Genomic DNA, 19,761 nt, shown 5'->3' with positions numbered 1-19,761 from the left:
AGCTCAGAACAAAACAGCAGTAAAGCACATATTAATCAGTGTAATTTGATTGCTTTAGACCGAGAAATCAAAGCGGCTAAAGCGTTGGCCGCTGGAAATGGCGCGGTAGCAGTGAATATTATGAAAGCGGTGTCTGCCTATCCTGAGTTTGTACGCCAGTCGTGTGAAAGCGGGGCAGATGCAATTGTAGTAGGGGCGGGGCTGCCACTGGATTTACCCGAGCTAACGGAGGATTTTCCAGATGTGGCCTTGATTCCTATTTTGTCAGATGCCCGCGGTATCCAATTAGTATTACGAAAGTGGATGCGCAAAAATCGCCTACCGGATGCCATTGTGATTGAAAATCCTAAGTTTGCAGCAGGCCATTTAGGTTTGGCCGATGTAGATCAGATGGATAATCCTAACTATCAGTATGAAACAGCACTTACTGAAACGCATGCTATTTTTGAAAAATTAGGTATCGCGCCTATTCCATTGATTGTTGCCGGTGGGATTCATGACCCCCAACAGGTTCAAGAACTTTTAGCACTTGGTGCCAGTGCCGTACAGTTAGGTAGTGCTTTTGCCGTGACTACCGAGGGGGATGCGCACCAGAACTTTAAACAGGTATTGGTGGATGCTGAGCCCGAGGATATCGTTACTTTCATGAGTGTGGCGGGGCTGCCAGCCCGTGCTGTACGCACGCCATGGTTGGATGCGTATTTACATAAAGCGCCAAAACTGCAGCAAGTCGCCAAGGAGCGGGATTGCTCCGAAGGGTTTGATTGTTTGGCATTTTGTGGTTTACGTGATGGGGTGGCAAAAAGTGGCCAATTTTGTATTGATCGTCAATTAGCCTACGCCTTGGCGGGGGATGTGGCCAGAGGCTTATTTTTCCGTGGCTCAGAGAAACTGCCCTTAGGTAAAGCCATCGCGCCTGTGAAAGAGTTGTTCGATTATCTGCTCAGTGCTCTCAGTCCTACACCTTTAAATAGCTCTGCTGCCTCATAGACTGCACAAAAACAGACGATTTCGTCATTTACTATCGCACATAAGCGTTTAAACGACTAGAATCCTAAACAGCCCATACCGTGACTTATTATGAGTCAAGTGGGCTGTTTTTGGTTTTCTCGTCTTTAGGAACCCATTTCTCGCGATGAAATTTGGCATTAATAAAAAGGAGCTTGCGCCCGCGCTCCTCATGTTGTTTATCGGCATGGCAACCGTCTTGGGCAGTCTGAACTATCAAATTGGCTCATTAGCCCGCATGGGACCGGGGTATTTCCCCCTGATTCTCGGTGCGGGGCTGATGCTGGTCGCTTGTTTGATTGCTATCACTCCAGCTGATCCTCAGGGCTCAACACGCATTGCCTTTGTTCCGCAATATAGGGCTTGGTTTTTAGTGGTGTTGGGCATTGTATTGTTCATTGTGTTAGGACAGTACGGAGGACTCATCCCAGCCACTTTTATGTTAGCTTTTGTGGCAACGCTGGCTGATAAGAAAAATACGTTTAAAACAGCCATTATGGTTGCTGTTATTTTGACATTGATGGCTGTAGCTGTTTTTTATTATGGCTTGCAGATGCAATTTCCTTTACTGCGCTGGGGTTGATTTATGTTGGATAACATTATTTTAGGCTTTGAGACAGCGCTGTCTTTGCATAATCTGTTTTACTCTTTTATTGGTGTATTCATTGGTAATTTAATTGGGGTGTTGCCTGGGATTGGCGCGTTGGCTGCCATTTCCATGCTGTTACCTATTACCTATGGTTTAGATCCAGCAGGTGCGCTAATGATGTTGGCTGGGCTGTATTACGGCACCAGTTATGGCGGAGCAACTACAACCATTTTGTTGAATCTGCCAGGTACCCCAACACATGCCGTAGTGTGTTTGGATGGGCACCCCATGGCCAAACAAGGCCGAGCAGGGTCTGCTTTACTGATGGCCATGATTTCCTCTTTTATTGGGGCCACTATCGGTATTATTTTGATGATGGCCTTTGGTCCATTATTGGTAGAACTCTCATTTAAGTTTGGGCCGGCGGAATACTTCTCTTTGATGTTGTTAGGTTTATTGGCGGCCTCTACTCTCACTACGGGAGCTCCCTTGAAAGGGATTGCGATGGTGTTAGTGGGTTTAGTGATGGGAGTGGTGGGCACGGATATTAATACAGGTATTTCGCGTTTTACTTTTGATATTCCTGAACTACAAGATGGGCTGGTTGTCGTGGCTGTGGCAATGGGTTTATTTGGGATTTCAGATGTGTTGTCCCATGCGAATCAGTTAGGCACAGGGAGCGCTGTGACTAGCTCAAAAATTGGTTGGCGTGCAATGCGCCTTGAAAAAGGGGAGCTCAAGCAATCAGCGCCTGCTATTATGCGTGGATCGGGTATAGGGGCATTTTTTGGGGTATTGCCAGGTACAGGCGGCTCTATTGCCTCATTTATGTCTTATGCTGTCGAAAAACGATTTTCTCGTACACCGAATCGATTTGGTCACGGTGCTATCGAGGGGGTGGCCGGTCCAGAGTCGGCGAATAGTTCTGCTGCTCAAACGGCTTTTATTCCTACATTAAGTCTAGGTATCCCTGGTGATGCAGTGATGGCGCTAATGTTGGGGGCGATGATGATTCACAACATTCAGCCCGGCCCTCAATTGATGGCAGAGCATCCCACGGTATTTTGGGGGCTGATCGCTAGTTTTTGGCTAGGCAACTTAATGTTGTTGTTTTTGAATATCCCCTTGGTCGGTATGTGGGTCAAGCTGTTATCTGTTCCGTATCGATTAATTTATCCAGCGGTATTGTTTTTCATTTGTATTGGGGTCTATAGCGCTAACAACAACTTATTTGATGTGGGGGTGGTGCTACTGATTGGTTTCTTTGGCTTTGTTGCATCACGCATGGGCTTTGAACCAGCTCCCTTATTATTAGGTTTTGTTTTGGGGCCAATGATGGAGGAAAACTTCCGTCGTGCGCTCTTGTTGTCACGCGGTGATATGACGGTCTTTATGACTCGTCCGATCAGTGCTGTCTGTATGAGTGCTGTGTTCCTGATGTTGGCATTTGTGGCGTTTAAACGATTGAAAAAACGTGCGATTGCGGCAGAGGCAGAGGCGTCGTAGGGTTCGCACTTCTTCTGTCTGTATGGATAAAAAATGCCTGCATGGATTTGCAGGCATTTTTTATTAGGTGGTCATTTGGACTTCAATAGAGCGCGCTTTTGTAAGGCGTTAAATTAAGCTCTGTTGTACGCCAACTTGATTGTTTTTTTGTTCCTCAAGGAGGCGCTTAGTTTCAGCTTCATCAATTTGAATGGTTGGATCGCTAAGAGAGGATTGAGTCGCATCGGCGACTTGTTCTCTGGCTTTGTCTAGGGCAGAGGGCTCTGCAGCTACTACTGGACTTTCTATGGGTGCTAAAGTTGCTACTTTTTTAGCGCGACCAACTTTAGTAGCTGTTTTAACGGGTTCTTTTTTTGCGACTTTTTTCGCGGCTTTGTCGCTGTCGGTTTGTTGTTGTTCTGGTGAGAAGTGCGTGACATCAAAGCTGCCCGTTACAATGCCTACCCGTCGTAATACACCAAACGCTTGTACTGGATTTTTGAACATGCGCGGAGAGCGACTACGGGCGGTGACTAAGACGGCCTGTTGGCCAGTGCGTAGTTGGATTTGAATAAAAAAGCCATGACCATGGCCTTTTAGAGAGACGCCCGCCACACCACCTGCCTGTGTGGCAGCGCGTAGTTGTTGTAGCGTAAAGCAGTGCGTAGTTTGGGTGATATGTGTAGTCATGCTCAAGGGAGCCTAAATCAATAACGGTAAAATAAAATGCTCTGTGAGCGGCGCAAGTAACAGTTGTGTGGCGTCCGACGGGTATTCCCAACGTGCCTCTTCGAGTTCGGCCGCAATATGTATAGGATTATGCCATGTTAATTGGTAAATATGGGCATGCACGGTGTGTCCGGGCTCATTGGCCGCTGGCGCATGGAATTCACCATGATAGTGAATCTGAGTCGGATTGGGTTGAATTTGTAGCTCTTCGTCTAATTCACGTAATAAGGCATCTAAAGGGGATTCACCCGCTTCGATTTTACCGCCAGCTTGCATAAAGCGCTGGGTGTTTTTTTTGCGCACTAATAGCATCTTTTTTTCGCTGTTGATGATAATGGCGGCGGCAATGTGGATTTCAGGCATACAAAGACATGTTTTGACGAGGTAAAAGTCATCAGCATAACATTCTTTGCTGAAAGCCTTTGTAATGAGCGATATAATGGAATCATTATTCATGCATTATACATTGTGTATTTGGACTCATTATGACGACGACTATCCTAGAAAACATTCCCGTCAACCAAAAGGTTGGTATTGCTTTTTCTGGTGGGCTAGACACCAGTGCCGCGATTTTATGGATGCGCAACAAAGGTTCCATTCCTTTTGCTTACACCGCTAACTTGGGGCAGCCAGACGAGTCCGATTACGATTCCATCCCTAAAAAAGCACTAGAGTACGGCGCTGAAAACGCTCGTTTGATTGACTGTCGTCAACAATTAGCCGCTGAAGGTATTGCGGCTTTGCAGTGTGGTGCATTCCATATCACCACTGCTGGCGTGACGTATTTCAATACCACTCCCATTGGTCGAGCCGTGACAGGAACGATGCTAGTTGCTGCCATGAAAGAGGACGACGTTAATATTTGGGGTGATGGCAGTACATATAAAGGGAACGACATTGAGCGTTTCTATCGTTATGGTTTATTGACAAACCCCCAGCTTAAAATTTACAAGCCTTGGTTAGATCAAATGTTCATTGATGAACTAGGTGGTCGTGCTGAGATGTCTGAATACATGGAGCAGTACGGATTTGATTACAAAATGTCAGCCGAAAAAGCTTACTCCACTGATTCCAATATGTTGGGCGCGACGCACGAAGCCAAAGATCTAGAGTTCTTGAACTCAGGTATGCACATCGTGCAGCCTATCATGGGCGTGGCATTTTGGCGTGATGATGTCAAAATTGAAAAAGAAACCGTTACGGTACGTTTCCACGAAGGGATGCCAGTAGCTTTAAATGGTATAGAGTTCGAGGATAAGGTCGAGCTAATGCTAGAGGCTAACCGTATTGGTGGTCGTCATGGTTTAGGCATGAGCGATCAAATTGAAAACCGTATTATTGAAGCCAAGAGCCGTGGTATCTACGAGGCTCCTGGTATGGCCTTATTGCACATTGCCTACGAGCGCTTGGTGTCTGGTATTCATAACGAGGACACCATCGAGCAATACCGCATGAATGGTTTACGTTTGGGTCGTTTGTTGTACCAAGGTCGATGGTTTGATCCGCAAGCCATTATGTTGCGTGAAACAGCCCAGCGTTGGGTAGCCCGAGCTGTTACAGGCGAGGTCACGATTGAATTGCGTCGTGGTAATGATTACTCAATCATGAATACGGAATCCGATAATCTAACTTACCGCGCCGAGCGCTTAACGATGGAAAAAGAGGGCGATAATACCTTCAGCCCTCGTGATCGTATCGGTCAGTTAACGATGCGTAACTTAGATATTGTGGATACACGTGAAAAACTATTTACGTATACCCAAGCTGGCTTGTTAGCTCCTTCCGAAGGTTCGGCTATCCCGCAGTTGAAAAATGATAAATAATTAGTTATTTATCTACTAAAAAATCCTCCGTTATCGGAGGATTTTTTTGCATTGTGCATCCCGTTTTTCTGTCTGTAGGTTGGTTTGAGTTTAGTAGTGAATACTAAGCCATAAAGGTAAGCTTAGTGCCGCAATCAGGGTGCAGAGTGACATAGTGATCGCCACCAGCCGCCCATCACCACCCATCCTTACGGCTAATACGTAGGTGGTAGAGGCTGTAGGTAGAGCAGCAAAGAGCAGCAGCATTTTTTGTTCAAGCGGACTTAACGGAATCACTGCATTGATAATTAACGCAGCAATAGGGCAAAGTAATAACTTGGTGACTATCATCCAACTAACTAAGCGCTGAGATCCTTGCAAAGCATGTAAAGAAAAAGAAGCTCCTACGCAGATTAAGCCCAAGGCCAAGGCGCTAGAGCCTAGTCGAGATATGGTAACGTCAATCGGGGTGGGTAGATTAAAGCCAGCTAGATTCCATGCTAGGCCCGACAAGGTACCAATAATTAACGGGTTTTTTAATAATGGGGTAAAGAGATTACTTTTATTTTGCTGTGCTAGGGTGGAAACAGCAGCGATATTGCCTAAAGGGACAGCAACGACAGCAATGACAGCCATGCTGCTTAAGGCAGCCTCGCCACCTATAGCACCCGCAATAGAAAAAGCCAGATAAGAATTAAAGCGATAGGCGCATTGTGCGACAGAGGCATGGCGCATACGGTCAGGCTTTAATATGGGAAGAGCAATAAATGACAGAATAACCCCTGATAAAATCACAAGTGCTGTGGCCAGCCCTAAGGTGGAAATCTGTTGAATGCTTAACTGGCTTTTTGCCATTGAGGAAAAAAGCAGAGCTGGAAATAAGAGGTAATAAACGAGTTTTTCTGCACCATTAAAAAAAGTAATTGGCAAAAAACTCCATCGTACTAATAGCAGTCCTAAAGCCATCAATAAAAAATCAGGCAGAATTAAAAAGAAAGTAGAGGCCATAGGACAAGTAAATAGAACGGTAAAAAAACACCCCAATAACCTGAGCAGTTGATTGGGGTGTGGATACCAAACAAATAAGGATTATGTGTCGAGTTTGCCTAAAAGTAAAAATTCCATCAAGGCTTTTTGTACGTGCATACGGTTTTCGGCTTCATCCCAGACTACGCTTTGTGGACCGTCAATGACCTCGGCGGTGACCTCTTCGCCGCGATGAGCAGGTAAACAATGCATGAATAGCGCGTCTTTAGCAGCCACTGCCATCATCTCTTTGTCAACGCACCATTCAGCAAACGCTTTGCGACGGACTTCGTTTTCGTCCTCGAAGCCCATGCTTGTCCAGACATCTGTGGTGACGAGGTGAGCGCCTTTACATGCCTCGATGGGGTCGTCAAACTCTTGGAAGACGGCAGCATCTGGATTACCAATTAATGAGCGATCCAGTTTATAGCCTTCTGGGGCAGAAATATGCAGTTTAAAACCGAGCATTTCAGCCGCTTGTAGCCACGTGTAGGCCATATTGTTGCCATCGCCAATCCATGCAACTGTTTTACCTTCGATGGAGCCATGGTGCTCAATGAATGTAAAAATATCAGCCAGAATTTGGCAAGGGTGGTATTCATTGGTTAAACCGTTGATAACGGGAACACGAGAGAATTCGGCAAAGCGCTCGATGCGGTCTTGGCCAAAGGTACGAATCATCACAATATCAACCATACGAGAAATGACACGAGACGTGTCCTCGATGGGCTCGGAGCGACCGAGTTGTGAGTCGTTGGTAGTGAGGTGAATGACTGCACCACCCATTTGGTACATGCCCGCTTCAAAAGAGACCCGCGTGCGCGTGCTGGCTTTTTCGAACACCATAGCAAGGGTGCGGTCATGCAAGGTCAAGTGGGGTTCGTAACGCTTAAAACGGTCTTTGATTAGGCGTGCGCGATCCAAAAGATAAAGCGTTTCGTCTTTAGTTAAATCATTAAACTGTAAGTAGTGCCGTATAGGGGCCGTTGCGTTCATACTAAACCTTAGCAAAAAATAATTAGCCAATTTAATATAATAGAGCAAAGTCAGCGTTACGCCTAGTCATAAGCATCAGAGAGATTTTGGTATTAGTAGGTGTAATGGGCGCAATAGGATACAATGTTGGATGAGGTGTGTTGAGCATATGCGCTGTTAATCCTTGGAATCCTATGTCTACAAAGCTAGTAATTCATGGTACGACTACTTCGGGGCAACGTTTTAGACCCAGCGATTGGGCGGAACGCTTGGCCGGGGTGATGTCTCAGTTTAGACCTGCCGGTTCGGTAGGTGGTCCTTTTACCTATTCGCCCTATGTGGTGCCACGTTTGATTGATGGTGTGCGCTGTGTGGTGGTTGATCCACGATTGCGGGACCTAGAGCCCTTAGCTTGGAAATTTGTTTGTGGTTTTGCCCAAGACAATGATCTACACACTACCGGTGTGGATATGGATTTTACCCGCGAATAGAATAACAACAACGATGTAGAGCCCTAACTTAAAAGTAGGGCTTTTTTTACGTTTGTTTGTGACTATAAAAACAAAAAGAGTGCTAAAAAGCACTCTTTTGTATCACATAGCCTATATGGTTAATGGGCTATATGGCTGACTCGGCCAATTAAACCCAGCCGCTTTAGGCAGCTAACGCCTTGATGGCGGAAGCTAGGCGGCTTTTTAGGCGAGCAGCCTTGTTCTTGTGAATGATGTTCTTGTCAGCAACGCGATCAATAATGCTGGAAGTTTTTTGGAAAACTTCGTTAGCAGCGGCTTGGTCACCGGCTTCGATAGCCTGACGTACGCGTTTGATGGAGGTACGCATCATGGAGCGCATGCTTGCGTTGTGTTTGTTACGCGCATCTGCTTGGCGTGCGCGTTTACGAGCTTGTGCTGTATTAGCCATATTTAATAAATAGTAAAAGGTTTAATTGGCAAAGACTAATAATATATATTATAGATGCGGCTTTGTAAAGTCGCGTAGTCTAAAGCCAAATAAAATAAGCATAAATCCGTAGCTCGCAGCACAGATACTTACGACTAAAAGTAAGCATAAGGCACGTAGCCACGGCGCGTAAGCCAGTGCAATCCAATCAATATAATGATTGGCCACTAGCAAGAGAGAGGTCATCACGGCAAGCGCGGGGATTAACCGTAGTATAAACCGTAGCCAGCCAGATTGGGGGCGATAAATGTGGCGTTTATACAATAAATATAATAAACACAGTGCATTTATGCTGGCACCTAGCCCAATAGAGAGCGCTAAGCCAGCGTGGGCAAAGCTTGGCACTAAAATTAAATTAAAAATTTGCGTTAAAACTAAGACCGCAATGGCGATGCGAACAGGTGTTTTTATGTCTTGACGAGCATAAAAAGCAGGGGCAAGGATCTTAATAGCCAGTAAAGCAAGCAAACCAATTGCATAGGCCATGACGGCGGTTTGGGTTTGAGCAACGTCGTCCGCACCAAATGCCCCGTAGTGAAACAAAGTGGCAACTAAGCCATCACTCAGTAATGCCAAGCCTAAAGCCGCCGGAATACCTAACATGATGACGAGACGTAACCCCCAGTCTAAAAGAGCTTGGTAACTGGTAGACTCATTTTTAGCGTAAGCGGCAGAGAGTTTGGGTAAAAGCACTGTACCCAACGCTACCCCAAGTAATGCCGTAGGGAATTCCATAAGGCGATCTGCAAAGGAGAGCCAGGTAACGCTACCAGACTGTAACCATGTAGCGATATTCGTGTTAATTAACAACGAGATTTGTGCCACGGATACCCCAAGGATAGCTGGGAGCATTTGTTTAATGACCCGTTTGACTAAGGGGTCTGTCCACGCTTGGATGATGCGCAGTGAAAAACGTGGCATCATGCCGAGTTTAGCTAACGCAATCCATTGCACACTGAGCTGAGCAACACCACCAGCCATAACACCTGCCGCTAAGGCGTAGATGGGAGGGTCAAAATAAGGGGCCGCAAAAACACTGGCTAAGATCATGGAGAGATTGAGCAAGATAGGCGTAAAGGCCGGAACAGCAAAACGACTCCATGTATTGAGGATGCCAGAGGCAAGGGCCACGAGAGACATACAAACAATATAGGGAAACATAAGCCGAGTCATCCATACTGCGGCTTCGAACTCGGTTTGCTTGTCTGCGGTAGTCATGCCGCTGGCCATAGCGCTAACCACCCACGGTGCAGCGACTATACCTAGGGCTGTGACTAGCATCAATGCGCTGGTTAGTGCCAGTGCTACACGGTTTAAGAGCTGCTTAACCTCAGACTCCGTCCCTGTGCTGCGCACCTCGCCCAAAATAGGTACAAAGGCTTGTGAAAAGGCCCCTTCGGCAAATAAGCGACGTAGTAAATTAGGAATGCGAAAAGCAACCCAAAAGGCATCACTGAGGGGGCCAGCACCAAAGCTTCGTGCAATTAAAATATCGCGCACTAGACCTGTAATGCGCGATAGTAAAGTTAAGCCGCTAATTAAAGCCGCTGAACGCAATAAACTCATAGATTATTTTGGTGCCATACGGATAGCACCATCCAAGCGGATGGTTTCACCATTGAGCATGTCGTTGTCAATGATACTAAAGACCAGTTTTGCATAGTCTTCAGGACGTCCTAAGCGGGAAGGGAAAGGGATGTCAGCGGCTAAGGAGTCTTGTACTTCTTGGGGCATACCAAAAACCATAGGCGTACCAAAGATGCCAGGTGCAATGGTGACACAACGAATACCAACACGAGATAAATCACGGGCGATAGGTAGAGTCATACCCGCAACACCAGCCTTAGAGGCGGCGTAAGCAGCTTGGCCGATTTGCCCATCAAAGGCTGCGACTGAAGCGGTATTAATGAGTACGCCGCGTTCACCGGTAGGCTCTGGCTCGTTTGAGCTCATGGCAAAGGCTGCTAAGCGACACATATTAAATGTACCAATGAGGTTGATGCTGACCACTTTTTGGAATAGATCCAAATCATGGGGAGCTTCGCGCCCAACAGTACGGGAAGCGGGGGCTATGCCTGCGCAGTTAACTAAGCCAAACAGAGGGCCTAGTGCTAGTGCAGCATCAATTACTTTTTGTCCATCTTGCGCACTGGTGACATCACAATGAACATAGGTTTGACCTAGTTCGGCGGCTAAGGCTTGGCCTGCTTCGTCTTGGATGTCAGCGATGACTACTTTGGCGCCGTTTTCTACTAACATTTTTACACTGCCAGCACCCAAGCCAGATGCGCCACCGGTAACTACAAATACTTTATCTTTGATTTGCATAGGATTTCCTAATGTAAAAAATCCGGCGCGAAGGCCGGATTAATGGAGGAGCTTAAGATTTAAGAGCCTCTAGAATACGATTTCGTATTTCATCTACAGAGCCAACACCTGCAATTTTAATATATTTAGGTGCTTTTGCATCGCCTGAGTTTGCCCAGTTGGAGTAGTAGTCAACAAGGGGGCGAGTTTGGTTTTGGTAAACCTCTAGGCGATTACGAACGGTGTCCTCGCTGTCATCATCTCGTTGGATCAGATCTTCGCCTGTAACGTCATCTTTGCCTTCGACTTGAGGCGGGTTAAAGGTGACGTGGTAAGAGCGGCCGCTGGCAGGGTGCACACGACGACCGCTAATACGGTCAATAATGTTTTCTGCTGGCACATCGATTTCGATGACATAGTCTAAAGACACACCCGCATCTTTCAGCGCATCGGCTTGAGGAATTGTGCGTGGAAAACCATCAAACAAATACCCACTAGCACAGTCGGCGTCTAGCAGGCGGTCGCGTACCAGTCCGATGATAAGATCATCTGATACCAGACCTCCCGCATCCATGATCTTTTTGGCTTCGATGCCTAAAGGGGATTGGGCTTTAACAGCGGCGCGTAACATGTCACCAGTAGAGATCTGAGGGATGTTGAATTCCTCAGTGATAAAAGCAGCTTGCGTGCCTTTCCCGGCTCCGGGAGGCCCTAGTAGAATCAGGCGCATAATGTCCTCTTTTAAATAGATATTTGACGTACTAAATGCACAGTGCCAAAACATTCAGATGTGTATGTTTTGGCTGCTAAATTAATAGGCAAAACCTTGTTTATAACCGATTTTGAAAAATTTCGCGCACCTTATCTAAATCAGCAATAGTATCCACCCCTTGAGCAGGGGCTGTAGGACTAACGTAGACATAAATGTCATAGCCGTTTTCCAATGCACGCAACTGCTCAAGGGATTCATGGATTTCTAATGGCCCCCGAGATAGATGAGGGAACTGGCGCAGAAAGCTAACACGGTAGGCATAAATGCCAATGTGATGCAGTGCACCTAAGTTGTTTGCCATAACATGTGGGTTTTCTTGCATGGCATCACGCGCCCAAGGGATGGGGGCACGTGAAAAATATAAGGCTTGGCCGCTTAGACCACAGACTACTTTAACGCTATTTGGGTTGAAAAAGTCTGCATCTTTAGTATAGGGGGTTGCCACTGTAGCAATAGCGGCATTTGGGTTTTGTTGTAGCTGAGCGGCAACGGCATTGATGACCTCAGGCTCAATCAGGGGCTCATCGCCTTGAATATTTACGATAACAGCACTGTCGTCTAGTTCAAGTAACTGGACTGCCTCTGCTAATCGATCCGTACCGGTAGGATGCGTGTCTTTAGTTAGCACAAAATCAAAACCGTAGGGGCTGACCGCATCGGCGACTTGCTGGCTATCTGTTGCGATATAGATAGCCGTGGCCTCTGATTTTTTAACCTGTTCCGCTGTGCGGACAATCATGGGTTTACCCACGATGTCAGCCAATGGCTTATTGGGTAAACGCGTCGACGCCAAGCGTGCCGGAATAATCGCAATAAAAGACATATTAAGTCTCAGAGGAGGACAAGGAAATAGCTTCGCTTTGGAGCATAAGAGGGATACCGTCACGAATAGGAAAGGCTAGCTGATCGGCTTTGCAGACCAGTTGTTGTTGCTCGCGATTATGGTCTAGCTTGCTTTTGCATAAAGGGCAAACAAGGACTTCAAGTAAATGTGATTCCATAGTGTTCTCTGTTAAATCAGTCTAGTCGTTCTATTTCGTGTAATTGTTGTTGTAGGTCAAACAACCAATCTGTAGGTGTAAATTGTGGTTTGACGTGCACCACCCAAATCCGAGGATCGCTGATGGATTTACATTTTACGGCATCTTTAGCTGTAATAAGCAGTTGTTGAGTATTTAATTGCTCGAATAAGGCAGCCGTAGGCTGAGCGTGGTCAGGGAGTGCGATGTGATGCTGTAACGGTATACCGAACTGCTCCAACATACTAAAAAAACGCTTTGGTTGTCCAATAGCAGCTAGAGCTGCAGTGCTTTTATGAGCATTCATAGAGAGCCAGTCAGCAGCGTCGATTTTTTTCCCAGTACGTAGATGCTCAAAATAGTTAGGCCATAAACGCATTGTGATGCAGCGATTTTTTAGTGCTGGGAGTGGGGTGGTGGGCAGTTGTTGCTGTGGGGCTAATTGGGTAATAAGCCAGTCGGCCTGAGTTAAACGATGTGGAGGCTCCCTTAATGGCCCAGCGGGTAAAACCAAGCCATTAGCAATGCCCCTGCCATCCTGAACAATGATCTCTATGTCTCTGGGCAGGGCTTGGTGTTGTAAGCCATCATCAGCAATGACTACATTGATTTCTGGATGAGTGTCACACAAGGCTTGCAGTGCTTGGACTCGTTTTGGGTGTACGGCTACGGGTACTCCACTCTGTTGGGCTAGCAAGGTGGGCTCATCACCAAACTGACTGGCATCGAGTTGACCTTGCCCCACACGAGCGTTACCGGTGATCGTGACCCCATAGCCGCGACTGATAATGCCTGGACGATATCCCTGAGCTTGGAGAAATTCACACAGGGCAAGTACCACTGGGGTTTTACCTGCTCCACCTACAATAATATTGCCTACAACAATAATAGGCGGGGGGCTAAAAGATAGTGAGGCACGGGACTGAGTATTTTTGTGCTGTATATATCGTTCAGCGCAAAAGCTAAGTGGTCGTAATAATAAACTCATTACGCCACGTCGCCCCCATTGACGGTGCAACCATTGCTCTAGGTGTGCTTGAACGCTCATTCTTGAGTCGCAAAACTAATTTGTTCAAATTGCGCATTACGCGCAGATTCTAAGGCGTGTACTACCGTCGCATGCCGTGTGTTTTCATCCGCATAAATAAGCAGTGATTTTTTATTATCGAGGGCTTCGAGGGCATCGGAGACGCTGCTTTGTGCTTGGCTTAGCAATCGACCATTGAGTGCATATTGACCGTCTTGGCTAATAGCTAATACGTGGCTGTCTTGAACTAACTGTTGGGAGCCTGCAGAAGGAAGTTGTACAGGGATTTCTTGGAGTTGGCTAAAGGTGGTGGTCGCCATCACAAAAATGAGCACCACTAATAAAATGTCAATGAGCGGGATAAAGTCCACAGCAATATCGTCTTGATCACGATGTTTAGCACGGAAGTTCATAGACGTTGTTCTATAAAGCGATTTAAGCGACTGGCTTCAATTTCTAGGCGATGCAACAGATAATCGCAACGGGAACGATAATAACGATGGGCGATTAGGGCAGGAACAGCGATTAAAATACCGAAGCCTGTGTTATAGAGTGCCATGGAGATGCCTTGGGCCAGTACGGATGGATCACTGCCTTGGGGGTTGTATGAGGCAAAGATTTGAATCATACCAACTACTGTGCCAAATAAGCCCAGTAAGGGGGCAATAACGGCGACTGTCCCTAAGGCGGGTAAGTATCGACTAAGCTGAAAATGGACGATAGACCCGGCCTCTTCGGCGGCTTGGCGACGTAGCGGTTCAGGCTGATCTTTGGTTTCAAGCAAATGAGCATAAATCAGTCCCAGTGCACTGTTTTGGCGTAGACGTTGCAGTTGTTCCGGGCTAATGGGGCTGGGGGCTTGAGCCAGATCAAAGGCAAGGTCTCGGGCGCTGGGATTGAGGATTTTATGACTGCGTAGGCTCAGGCCTTTTTCTATAATAAGAGCCAACCCAATGATAGAGCACAGTAATAAAAACCAAATCGGCCAGCCAGCAGCTTGAATGATACTAAGCACAAGTTATTCCTTTTGCATGATGTCTACCATCATCCATTTTAAGGCAAAATAATGATTTTGCGCGCTATTTTGGTGTTATCCACAGAATGTGTGGATAACATGGATTAAAGTAGAGCCAAAGTCTTATACAATCGGAGACTCACTGGACTGTATAGTCATTGCTCAGCTTATTTGTAATGAGGTGTAAGTTTGTATTCTAGCTCTAATTCATCGTCAACGACGTTAACGGTTAGCCAGCTTAACCGTCAGGTGGCTCAATTGTTGGAGCAACAGCTTGGACGTATTTGGGTTGAGGGCGAAATATCTAATTTTACCTCTGCGGCTTCTGGGCATTGGTATTTTACGATTAAAGATGACCGCGCGGCAGTGAAAGCCGTCATGTTTCGAGGTCGTGCTGCTCGCGTAGGTTTTATGCCTAAAGCAGGCGAAAAGTATCGCTTTTATGCTGCGGTGACGATGTACGAACCGAGAGGCGACTATCAGCTTCAGGTCGAAAGCATGGAGCGGGCAGGCATAGGTGATCTCCATGCCCAGTTTGAACAGCTAAAAAACAAATTAGCAGCAGCTGGTTTGTTTGATGCCGAGCATAAAAAACCACTCAGACCGATGCCACGCCGTGTAGGAGTCGTAACGTCTTTAGCGGCGGCTGCGTTACGAGATGTAGTTACAACGATGCAGCGCAGAGCCCCCCATGTACAGGTGTATATTTATCCTGCAGCGGTCCAAGGCGCAGAGTCAGCCCAACAGCTATGTCTTGCTTTAGGACAGGCAATTGCAGATAACCAGGTGGATACGCTTTTGCTTGTGCGTGGGGGTGGCAGTCTTGAGGACTTATGGAGCTTTAATGATGAGCATTTGGCTAGGTTGATCTATGCGAGCCCTATTCCAATTATCAGTGGGGTAGGCCATGAGACAGATTTTACCATTGCTGATTTTGTTGCCGATGTGCGTGCACCTACGCCTACTGCGGCAGCCGAGTTATGTTGCACGAGCCATGCGCAAAGTAACGCCGATTTACTAGGGGTATTACGACGTTTGCAGCAGTGTCAGGATAGAATTTTAGAGAGGGCCAGTTTGCGATTAGATCGTACTACTGCTCGATTGGTTTCACCACAACAGCGTTTAGGTCAGATGCGGCAGCGTTTACATTTGACAGAACAACGATTGCAAAGCGTATCCGTTCTTCACCGCAAACAACAGCAACTAGATCATGCATGGCATCGATTACGGCGCTGTTTGCCCGATATTCGTCCCATGAAACAACGGGTTCACGAACTGCCACTACGTTTGTTACAATCCCAACTCTTAGTGCTGCGCCAAAAGAAACAAGCCTTACATGTGGCAGAGCACACATTAGATGCGCTTAGCCCTTCTGCTGTTTTGGATCGTGGTTATGCCATTGTTCGTAATGACAATGGCGCTATTATTAAAAACTCATTAGATGTGAATGCTAATGAACAGTTACAGATACAGTTGGCACAAGGCCATCTGCTTGTTAAGCTAAAACAAAAGCACGATTTGCTTTAAACAACAACGCTAAATTATTAGCACAACTTTGAAGGAACTAAACATGGCTTTTACCCTTCCTGAATTACCTTACGCACTAGACGCGTTGGCTCCACATATCTCCAAAGAGACATTGGAATATCACTACGGTAAACATCATCAAACCTACGTTACGAATTTGAACAACCTTGTCGAAGGCACAGATATGGCTAACGACTCCCTAGAAGATATCGTTAAGAAATCTTCTGGTGGTGTGTTCAATAACGCGGCCCAAGTTTGGAATCACACGTTTTACTGGAACAGCTTGTCCCCGAACGGTGGTGGCGAGCCCACAGGTGCTTTGGCTGATGCCATTAACGCCAAATGGGGTAGCGTTGATAACTTCAAAGCTGAATTCAACAAATCAGCAGCTGGTAACTTTGGTTCAGGCTGGACGTGGTTGGTTAAAAAGGCAGATGGTTCCGTAGATATCGTTAACACGAGCAATGCCGCTACACCATTGACAACTGACGACGTGGCGTTGTTGACCTGTGACGTATGGGAACATGCTTACTACATCGACACACGTAACTCCCGTCCTCAATACCTAGAAAATTTCTGGAAGTTGGTTAACTGGGATTTTGCTGCTAAAAACTTCGGTGCTTAATTAACTCCGTTGTTTGATAGCAAAAAGCCTCGTTCAGTTATGGACGAGGCTTTTTTATTAATTTTACTGCGCAATGCGTAGCTCAATGAGTTTTGAGTCCTCAGGATAATGCAGTTTGATAAAGCTAAAGATGGATTCGGCCGTTGTTGTTTGGATACGATCTGCATAGCGTAAGTCACTGGGGTGATCATCAAAAGCAACTTGAGCCTTAAACATCCGCCCGCCTAAACGTTTAAAGGTATTAATTTTTAGCTCTGAAGACTCAAAGCCATTCGTTTTTAACCAGGCTTGGGCTTGCTCTCGATTTTTTAGTTCAGTGTCTGTATTTATCGCACCTGCTAACGTTTCTAACAGCCATTGATTCGAGTTTTGGTATTTGGTTGAATAGGGATAGGCCGTTAGGCTGTATTTCGGCTCATGAAAAAATGTTGGGTTAGCGTGTAATTGAGCCACTAATCGTTTGGCAACAGCCTCTGGTAACGGCAGAATCGCCCCTTGATATAAATACAAGTCATCGGAATAGAACTCCATTAGACCTTGTAGAAATATGCCTGAGCTATCTGTACCGCAGCCATTGAGTAGATGATAGACGTCGTAGCTTTCTCCCTTTGGATTAGGAGTGGCAATAGCTAAGTGTGAGTAGCTAAGCCCATACTCACTGAGATCTTGGCCTATGCGGCCAATAATATAGGCTTGACGTCCTTGGGCATCCATCAGTTCAGCCGTTTTGGTAGCTAGCGCCGCAGACATCCCTAATTGCTCGGCAGTGGGTGTATAGGGTTCGCAGGTTTGGCCTGCCATAACAGAGTTTAACGACCCAGCGACGAGCAGTGTCGCAATAGCTAAAAGCCATTTTTTTGCTTTCATGAGCTGGCGAACTTATAAAGGTTGGTTTTTAGAAAGCCCCGTTGGTGCTGTCGCACCCGTCGTCACAGCCATTGGCTTTCCATCGACAGTAATTACCATTGCACCACCGGTAGTAGGTTGACCGGCAAGGGTCATGCCAGGCTGTAGATGGTGTTTTTCAACGGTGTCTACGGGTAGATCCATACGAATGATCTCACCGTTTTTTTGACGGGCTTCTATGCGACGGGCATTGCGCTCATGTGCTTCGCTGATACTTGTGATGGTGGCTGAGAACGCCTCGCCAACTGCCATGCTTGCTACGCTGCTAGCCTCTGCTGCTGCGCCAGACACAATGACAGGGACTGCAATAATAGCGACGGCAGAGGCGGCACTGGCTTCGCTAGCGGTAGATTGGGCCGAAGCACTAAAAGAAGAAACAAGAGCGGCAACAGTTGCCAACGTCAGAAGTGATTTACGCATACTCATCCTAGTAGGTAGTTTTGTTGCGAGTATAGCGAAAAAAATATGGCTCATTCGAGGTAGACATAAATCTTTACTTCTTAAGAGAAAAAGCATTTCATCTAAACAGTTTGCTCTTGATTATCATGGTCTAGGGGAAATCGCCTATGAAAAATACGACCGTATATTGGACATTTCACCTAAAATCATTAACGTGATACTGTATAGGCTTAAAATACAGAAAATTTGTGTCATGTCATTATAGGAGACAACATGAGCGACGCTTTTATTTGTGATGGTGTACGTACCCCTTTTGGGCGTTATGGCGGCAGTCTAGCAGCGGTACGAGCCGATGATTTAGGTGCTGTACCGTTACGTGCACTAATGGAACGTTATCCGAATGCAGACTGGACTCAGGTGGATGATATTCTCTATGGTTGTGCGAATCAGGCCGGAGAGGACAACCGTAACGTAGCTCGTATGTCTGCTTTATTGGCAGGGCTGCCGATTGATGTACCTGGTATGACAATTAATCGATTGTGTGGCTCTGGCATAGACGCCATTGGTTCAGCTGCACGAGCTATACGTGCCGGTGACGCCCAGTTCATGTTAGCCGGTGGTGTAGAGAGCATGAGTCGAGCTCCTTTTGTGATGCCTAAAGCGACATCAGCATTTAGTCGTGATAATGCGGTATATGACACAACGATTGGTTGGCGTTTTATTAACCCGGTACTAAAGGCTCAGTATGGCGTGGATTCGATGCCTGAAACGGCTGAAAACGTAGCAGATCAGTTCAATATTAATCGTGCTGATCAAGATGCTTTTGCTTTACGTAGTCAACAGCGTACTGCTGCAGCCCAAGCGGCAGGTATTTTGGCTCAGGAAATTACGCCAGTATATATTCCTCAACGCCGAGGCGAAGCGATTTGTATCGATACTGATGAGCATCCTCGTGAAACCACATTAGAAAATCTAGCTAAACTGCGTCCGTTTGTACGTGCGGATGGCACGATTACTGCAGGTAATGCCTCCGGGGTTAACGATGGCGCTGCTGCACTGATCGTTGCTTCTGAAGCGGCAGCTAAACAGCATGGGTTTACGCCTAAAGCACGCGTAGTCGCTATGGTTAATGCTGGTGTGGAGCCGCGCATCATGGGAATAGGCCCTGAGCCTGCTACACGTAAAATTCTGCAGTTAACCGGCCTAACTTTAGACCAAATTGATGTCATCGAATTGAACGAAGCATTTGCCTCCCAAGGTTTAGCTGTATTACGTGGCTTGGGTTTAGCAGATGATGATTCGCGCGTTAATATCAATGGCGGAGCGATTTCGTTAGGTCACCCATTGGGAGCCAGTGGTTCCCGAATTGTGATTGCGGCAGTGAATCAATTGCAACGCAGTAATGGTCGTTATGCATTGTGTACGATGTGTATCGGTGTGGGTCAGGGTATTGCTATTTTGCTTGAGCGTGTATAGGTACTGATTCCGCGTGTTAATCAAAAGGCTCCCACTATCATCTAAATTGTGCGAGATACCCCGTCATTCATGGCGGGGAGGGATAGCACGGGTCACGTAGTGACCCCCTTTGTT

23 protein-coding genes are annotated in these 19,761 nt (G+C 46.6%); 8 read left to right on the top strand and 15 right to left on the bottom strand.

The features are described 5' to 3' along the window. From Q0Z62_RS08310 to Q0Z62_RS08300, 3 genes are all read left to right on the top strand, one after another. Window positions 1–990, top strand: a 990-nt coding sequence (locus tag Q0Z62_RS08310; protein WP_298053339.1) for a nitronate monooxygenase family protein, incomplete at its 5' end; no start/stop codon positions are given. Between the two features lie 145 nt (window positions 991–1,135). Continuing rightward, the gene (locus tag Q0Z62_RS08305) at window positions 1,136–1,591 is read left to right on the top strand and encodes a tripartite tricarboxylate transporter TctB family protein (protein WP_298053336.1); all 456 of its coding nucleotides are present in this window, start codon (window positions 1,136–1,138) and stop codon (window positions 1,589–1,591) included. A gap of 3 nt (window positions 1,592–1,594) precedes the next feature. Continuing rightward, window positions 1,595–3,103, top strand: a complete 1,509-nt coding sequence (locus Q0Z62_RS08300; protein WP_298053333.1) for a tripartite tricarboxylate transporter permease — start codon at window positions 1,595–1,597, stop codon at window positions 3,101–3,103. Window positions 3,104–3,211: 108 nt separating this feature from the next. Here the strand turns inward: Q0Z62_RS08300 and Q0Z62_RS08295 are convergent, their stop codons facing one another. Both Q0Z62_RS08295 and Q0Z62_RS08290 read right to left on the bottom strand, forming a co-directional pair. Next, on the bottom strand, window positions 3,212–3,772 hold the full coding sequence (locus Q0Z62_RS08295; RefSeq protein ID WP_298053330.1) for a hypothetical protein: 561 nt from the start codon (window positions 3,770–3,772) through the stop codon (window positions 3,212–3,214). Window positions 3,773–3,784: 12 nt separating this feature from the next. Beyond that, entirely contained in the window at window positions 3,785–4,174 is a 390-nt protein-coding gene (locus Q0Z62_RS08290; RefSeq protein WP_298053327.1) for an NUDIX domain-containing protein, read from the bottom strand. 122 nt (window positions 4,175–4,296) lie between these two features. On the opposite strand from Q0Z62_RS08290, the gene argG reads away from it, so the two are divergent. Continuing rightward, complete coding sequence (gene argG, locus Q0Z62_RS08285) at window positions 4,297–5,634, top strand: argininosuccinate synthase (protein WP_298053323.1); 1,338 nt, start codon at window positions 4,297–4,299, stop codon at window positions 5,632–5,634. A gap of 90 nt (window positions 5,635–5,724) precedes the next feature. Here the strand turns inward: argG and Q0Z62_RS08280 are convergent, their stop codons facing one another. Together Q0Z62_RS08280 and argF are read right to left on the bottom strand one after the other, a co-directional pair. After that, window positions 5,725–6,621 carry an AEC family transporter gene (locus Q0Z62_RS08280; RefSeq protein WP_367180558.1) on the bottom strand — a complete coding sequence of 299 codons (897 nt, stop codon included), beginning with the start codon at window positions 6,619–6,621 and terminating at the stop codon, window positions 5,725–5,727. An 81-nt stretch (window positions 6,622–6,702) separates the two neighbouring features. Further along, entirely contained in the window at window positions 6,703–7,635 is a 933-nt protein-coding gene (gene argF, locus Q0Z62_RS08275) for an ornithine carbamoyltransferase (protein WP_269901788.1), read from the bottom strand. A gap of 173 nt (window positions 7,636–7,808) precedes the next feature. Here argF and Q0Z62_RS08270 point away from each other — a divergent pair, with 173 nt between their 5' ends. Beyond that, entirely contained in the window at window positions 7,809–8,105 is a 297-nt protein-coding gene (locus Q0Z62_RS08270) for a DUF3579 domain-containing protein (protein WP_298053317.1), read from the top strand. A 163-nt stretch (window positions 8,106–8,268) separates the two neighbouring features. On the opposite strand, the gene rpsT is transcribed toward Q0Z62_RS08270, so the two are convergent. The 9 genes from rpsT to Q0Z62_RS08225 all read right to left on the bottom strand — a co-directional run bounded on the left by rpsT (window position 8,269) and on the right by Q0Z62_RS08225 (window position 14,714). Continuing rightward, entirely contained in the window at window positions 8,269–8,535 is a 267-nt protein-coding gene (gene rpsT / locus Q0Z62_RS08265) for a 30S ribosomal protein S20 (protein WP_269901790.1), read from the bottom strand. Between the two features lie 48 nt (window positions 8,536–8,583). Beyond that, the gene (gene murJ / locus Q0Z62_RS08260) at window positions 8,584–10,140 is read right to left on the bottom strand and encodes a murein biosynthesis integral membrane protein MurJ (protein ID WP_269901791.1); all 1,557 of its coding nucleotides are present in this window, start codon (window positions 10,138–10,140) and stop codon (window positions 8,584–8,586) included. A gap of 3 nt (window positions 10,141–10,143) precedes the next feature. Next, window positions 10,144–10,902, bottom strand: coding sequence for a 3-hydroxyacyl-CoA dehydrogenase (locus Q0Z62_RS08255; RefSeq protein ID WP_298053310.1), 759 nt, complete (start codon window positions 10,900–10,902; stop codon window positions 10,144–10,146). A 52-nt stretch (window positions 10,903–10,954) separates the two neighbouring features. Beyond that, window positions 10,955–11,611 carry an adenylate kinase gene (adk, locus tag Q0Z62_RS08250; protein WP_298053306.1) on the bottom strand — a complete coding sequence of 219 codons (657 nt, stop codon included), beginning with the start codon at window positions 11,609–11,611 and terminating at the stop codon, window positions 10,955–10,957. A gap of 100 nt (window positions 11,612–11,711) precedes the next feature. After that, window positions 11,712–12,476, bottom strand: a complete 765-nt coding sequence (gene kdsB / locus Q0Z62_RS08245; protein ID WP_298053302.1) for a 3-deoxy-manno-octulosonate cytidylyltransferase — start codon at window positions 12,474–12,476, stop codon at window positions 11,712–11,714. A 1-nt stretch (window position 12,477) separates the two neighbouring features. Continuing rightward, window positions 12,478–12,654, bottom strand: a complete 177-nt coding sequence (locus Q0Z62_RS08240) for a Trm112 family protein (RefSeq protein WP_269901795.1) — start codon at window positions 12,652–12,654, stop codon at window positions 12,478–12,480. A gap of 16 nt (window positions 12,655–12,670) precedes the next feature. Next, window positions 12,671–13,720, bottom strand: a complete 1,050-nt coding sequence (lpxK, locus tag Q0Z62_RS08235; RefSeq protein WP_298053298.1) for a tetraacyldisaccharide 4'-kinase — start codon at window positions 13,718–13,720, stop codon at window positions 12,671–12,673. Next, the gene (locus tag Q0Z62_RS08230) at window positions 13,717–14,112 is read right to left on the bottom strand and encodes a biopolymer transporter ExbD (protein WP_269901797.1); all 396 of its coding nucleotides are present in this window, start codon (window positions 14,110–14,112) and stop codon (window positions 13,717–13,719) included. The genes lpxK and Q0Z62_RS08230 overlap by 4 nt, the downstream gene beginning before the upstream one ends. Further along, window positions 14,109–14,714, bottom strand: a complete 606-nt coding sequence (locus Q0Z62_RS08225) for a MotA/TolQ/ExbB proton channel family protein (protein WP_298053291.1) — start codon at window positions 14,712–14,714, stop codon at window positions 14,109–14,111. The genes Q0Z62_RS08230 and Q0Z62_RS08225 overlap by 4 nt, the downstream gene beginning before the upstream one ends. Before the next feature lie 189 nt (window positions 14,715–14,903). Here Q0Z62_RS08225 and xseA point away from each other — a divergent pair, with 189 nt between their 5' ends. Continuing rightward, on the top strand, window positions 14,904–16,241 hold the full coding sequence (gene xseA / locus Q0Z62_RS08220) for an exodeoxyribonuclease VII large subunit (protein ID WP_269901799.1): 1,338 nt from the start codon (window positions 14,904–14,906) through the stop codon (window positions 16,239–16,241). Between the two features lie 43 nt (window positions 16,242–16,284). Beyond that, complete coding sequence (gene sodB / locus Q0Z62_RS08215) at window positions 16,285–16,866, top strand: superoxide dismutase [Fe] (RefSeq protein WP_269901800.1); 582 nt, start codon at window positions 16,285–16,287, stop codon at window positions 16,864–16,866. Between the two features lie 63 nt (window positions 16,867–16,929). Here sodB and Q0Z62_RS08210 read toward each other — a convergent pair whose 3' ends face one another. Both Q0Z62_RS08210 and Q0Z62_RS08205 read right to left on the bottom strand, forming a co-directional pair. Further along, entirely contained in the window at window positions 16,930–17,733 is an 804-nt protein-coding gene (locus Q0Z62_RS08210; protein WP_298053282.1) for a DUF2145 domain-containing protein, read from the bottom strand. Between the two features lie 12 nt (window positions 17,734–17,745). Next, complete coding sequence (locus Q0Z62_RS08205; protein WP_298053278.1) at window positions 17,746–18,192, bottom strand: hypothetical protein; 447 nt, start codon at window positions 18,190–18,192, stop codon at window positions 17,746–17,748. A 252-nt stretch (window positions 18,193–18,444) separates the two neighbouring features. On the opposite strand from Q0Z62_RS08205, the gene pcaF reads away from it, so the two are divergent. Then, window positions 18,445–19,647: a 3-oxoadipyl-CoA thiolase gene (pcaF, locus tag Q0Z62_RS08200; RefSeq protein ID WP_298053274.1), complete on the top strand. Its 1,203-nt coding sequence runs from the start codon at window positions 18,445–18,447 to the stop codon at window positions 19,645–19,647. The last annotated feature ends 114 nt before the right edge of the window (window positions 19,648–19,761 follow it).

Origin of the sequence: uncultured Paenalcaligenes sp. (assembly GCF_947630565.1) — a bacterium.
Classification (GTDB): domain Bacteria; phylum Pseudomonadota; class Gammaproteobacteria; order Burkholderiales; family Burkholderiaceae_B; genus Paenalcaligenes; species Paenalcaligenes faecalis.
The sequence above is the reverse complement of the archived record's forward strand: the minus strand, read 5'-3'. Positions and strand labels throughout refer to the sequence as shown.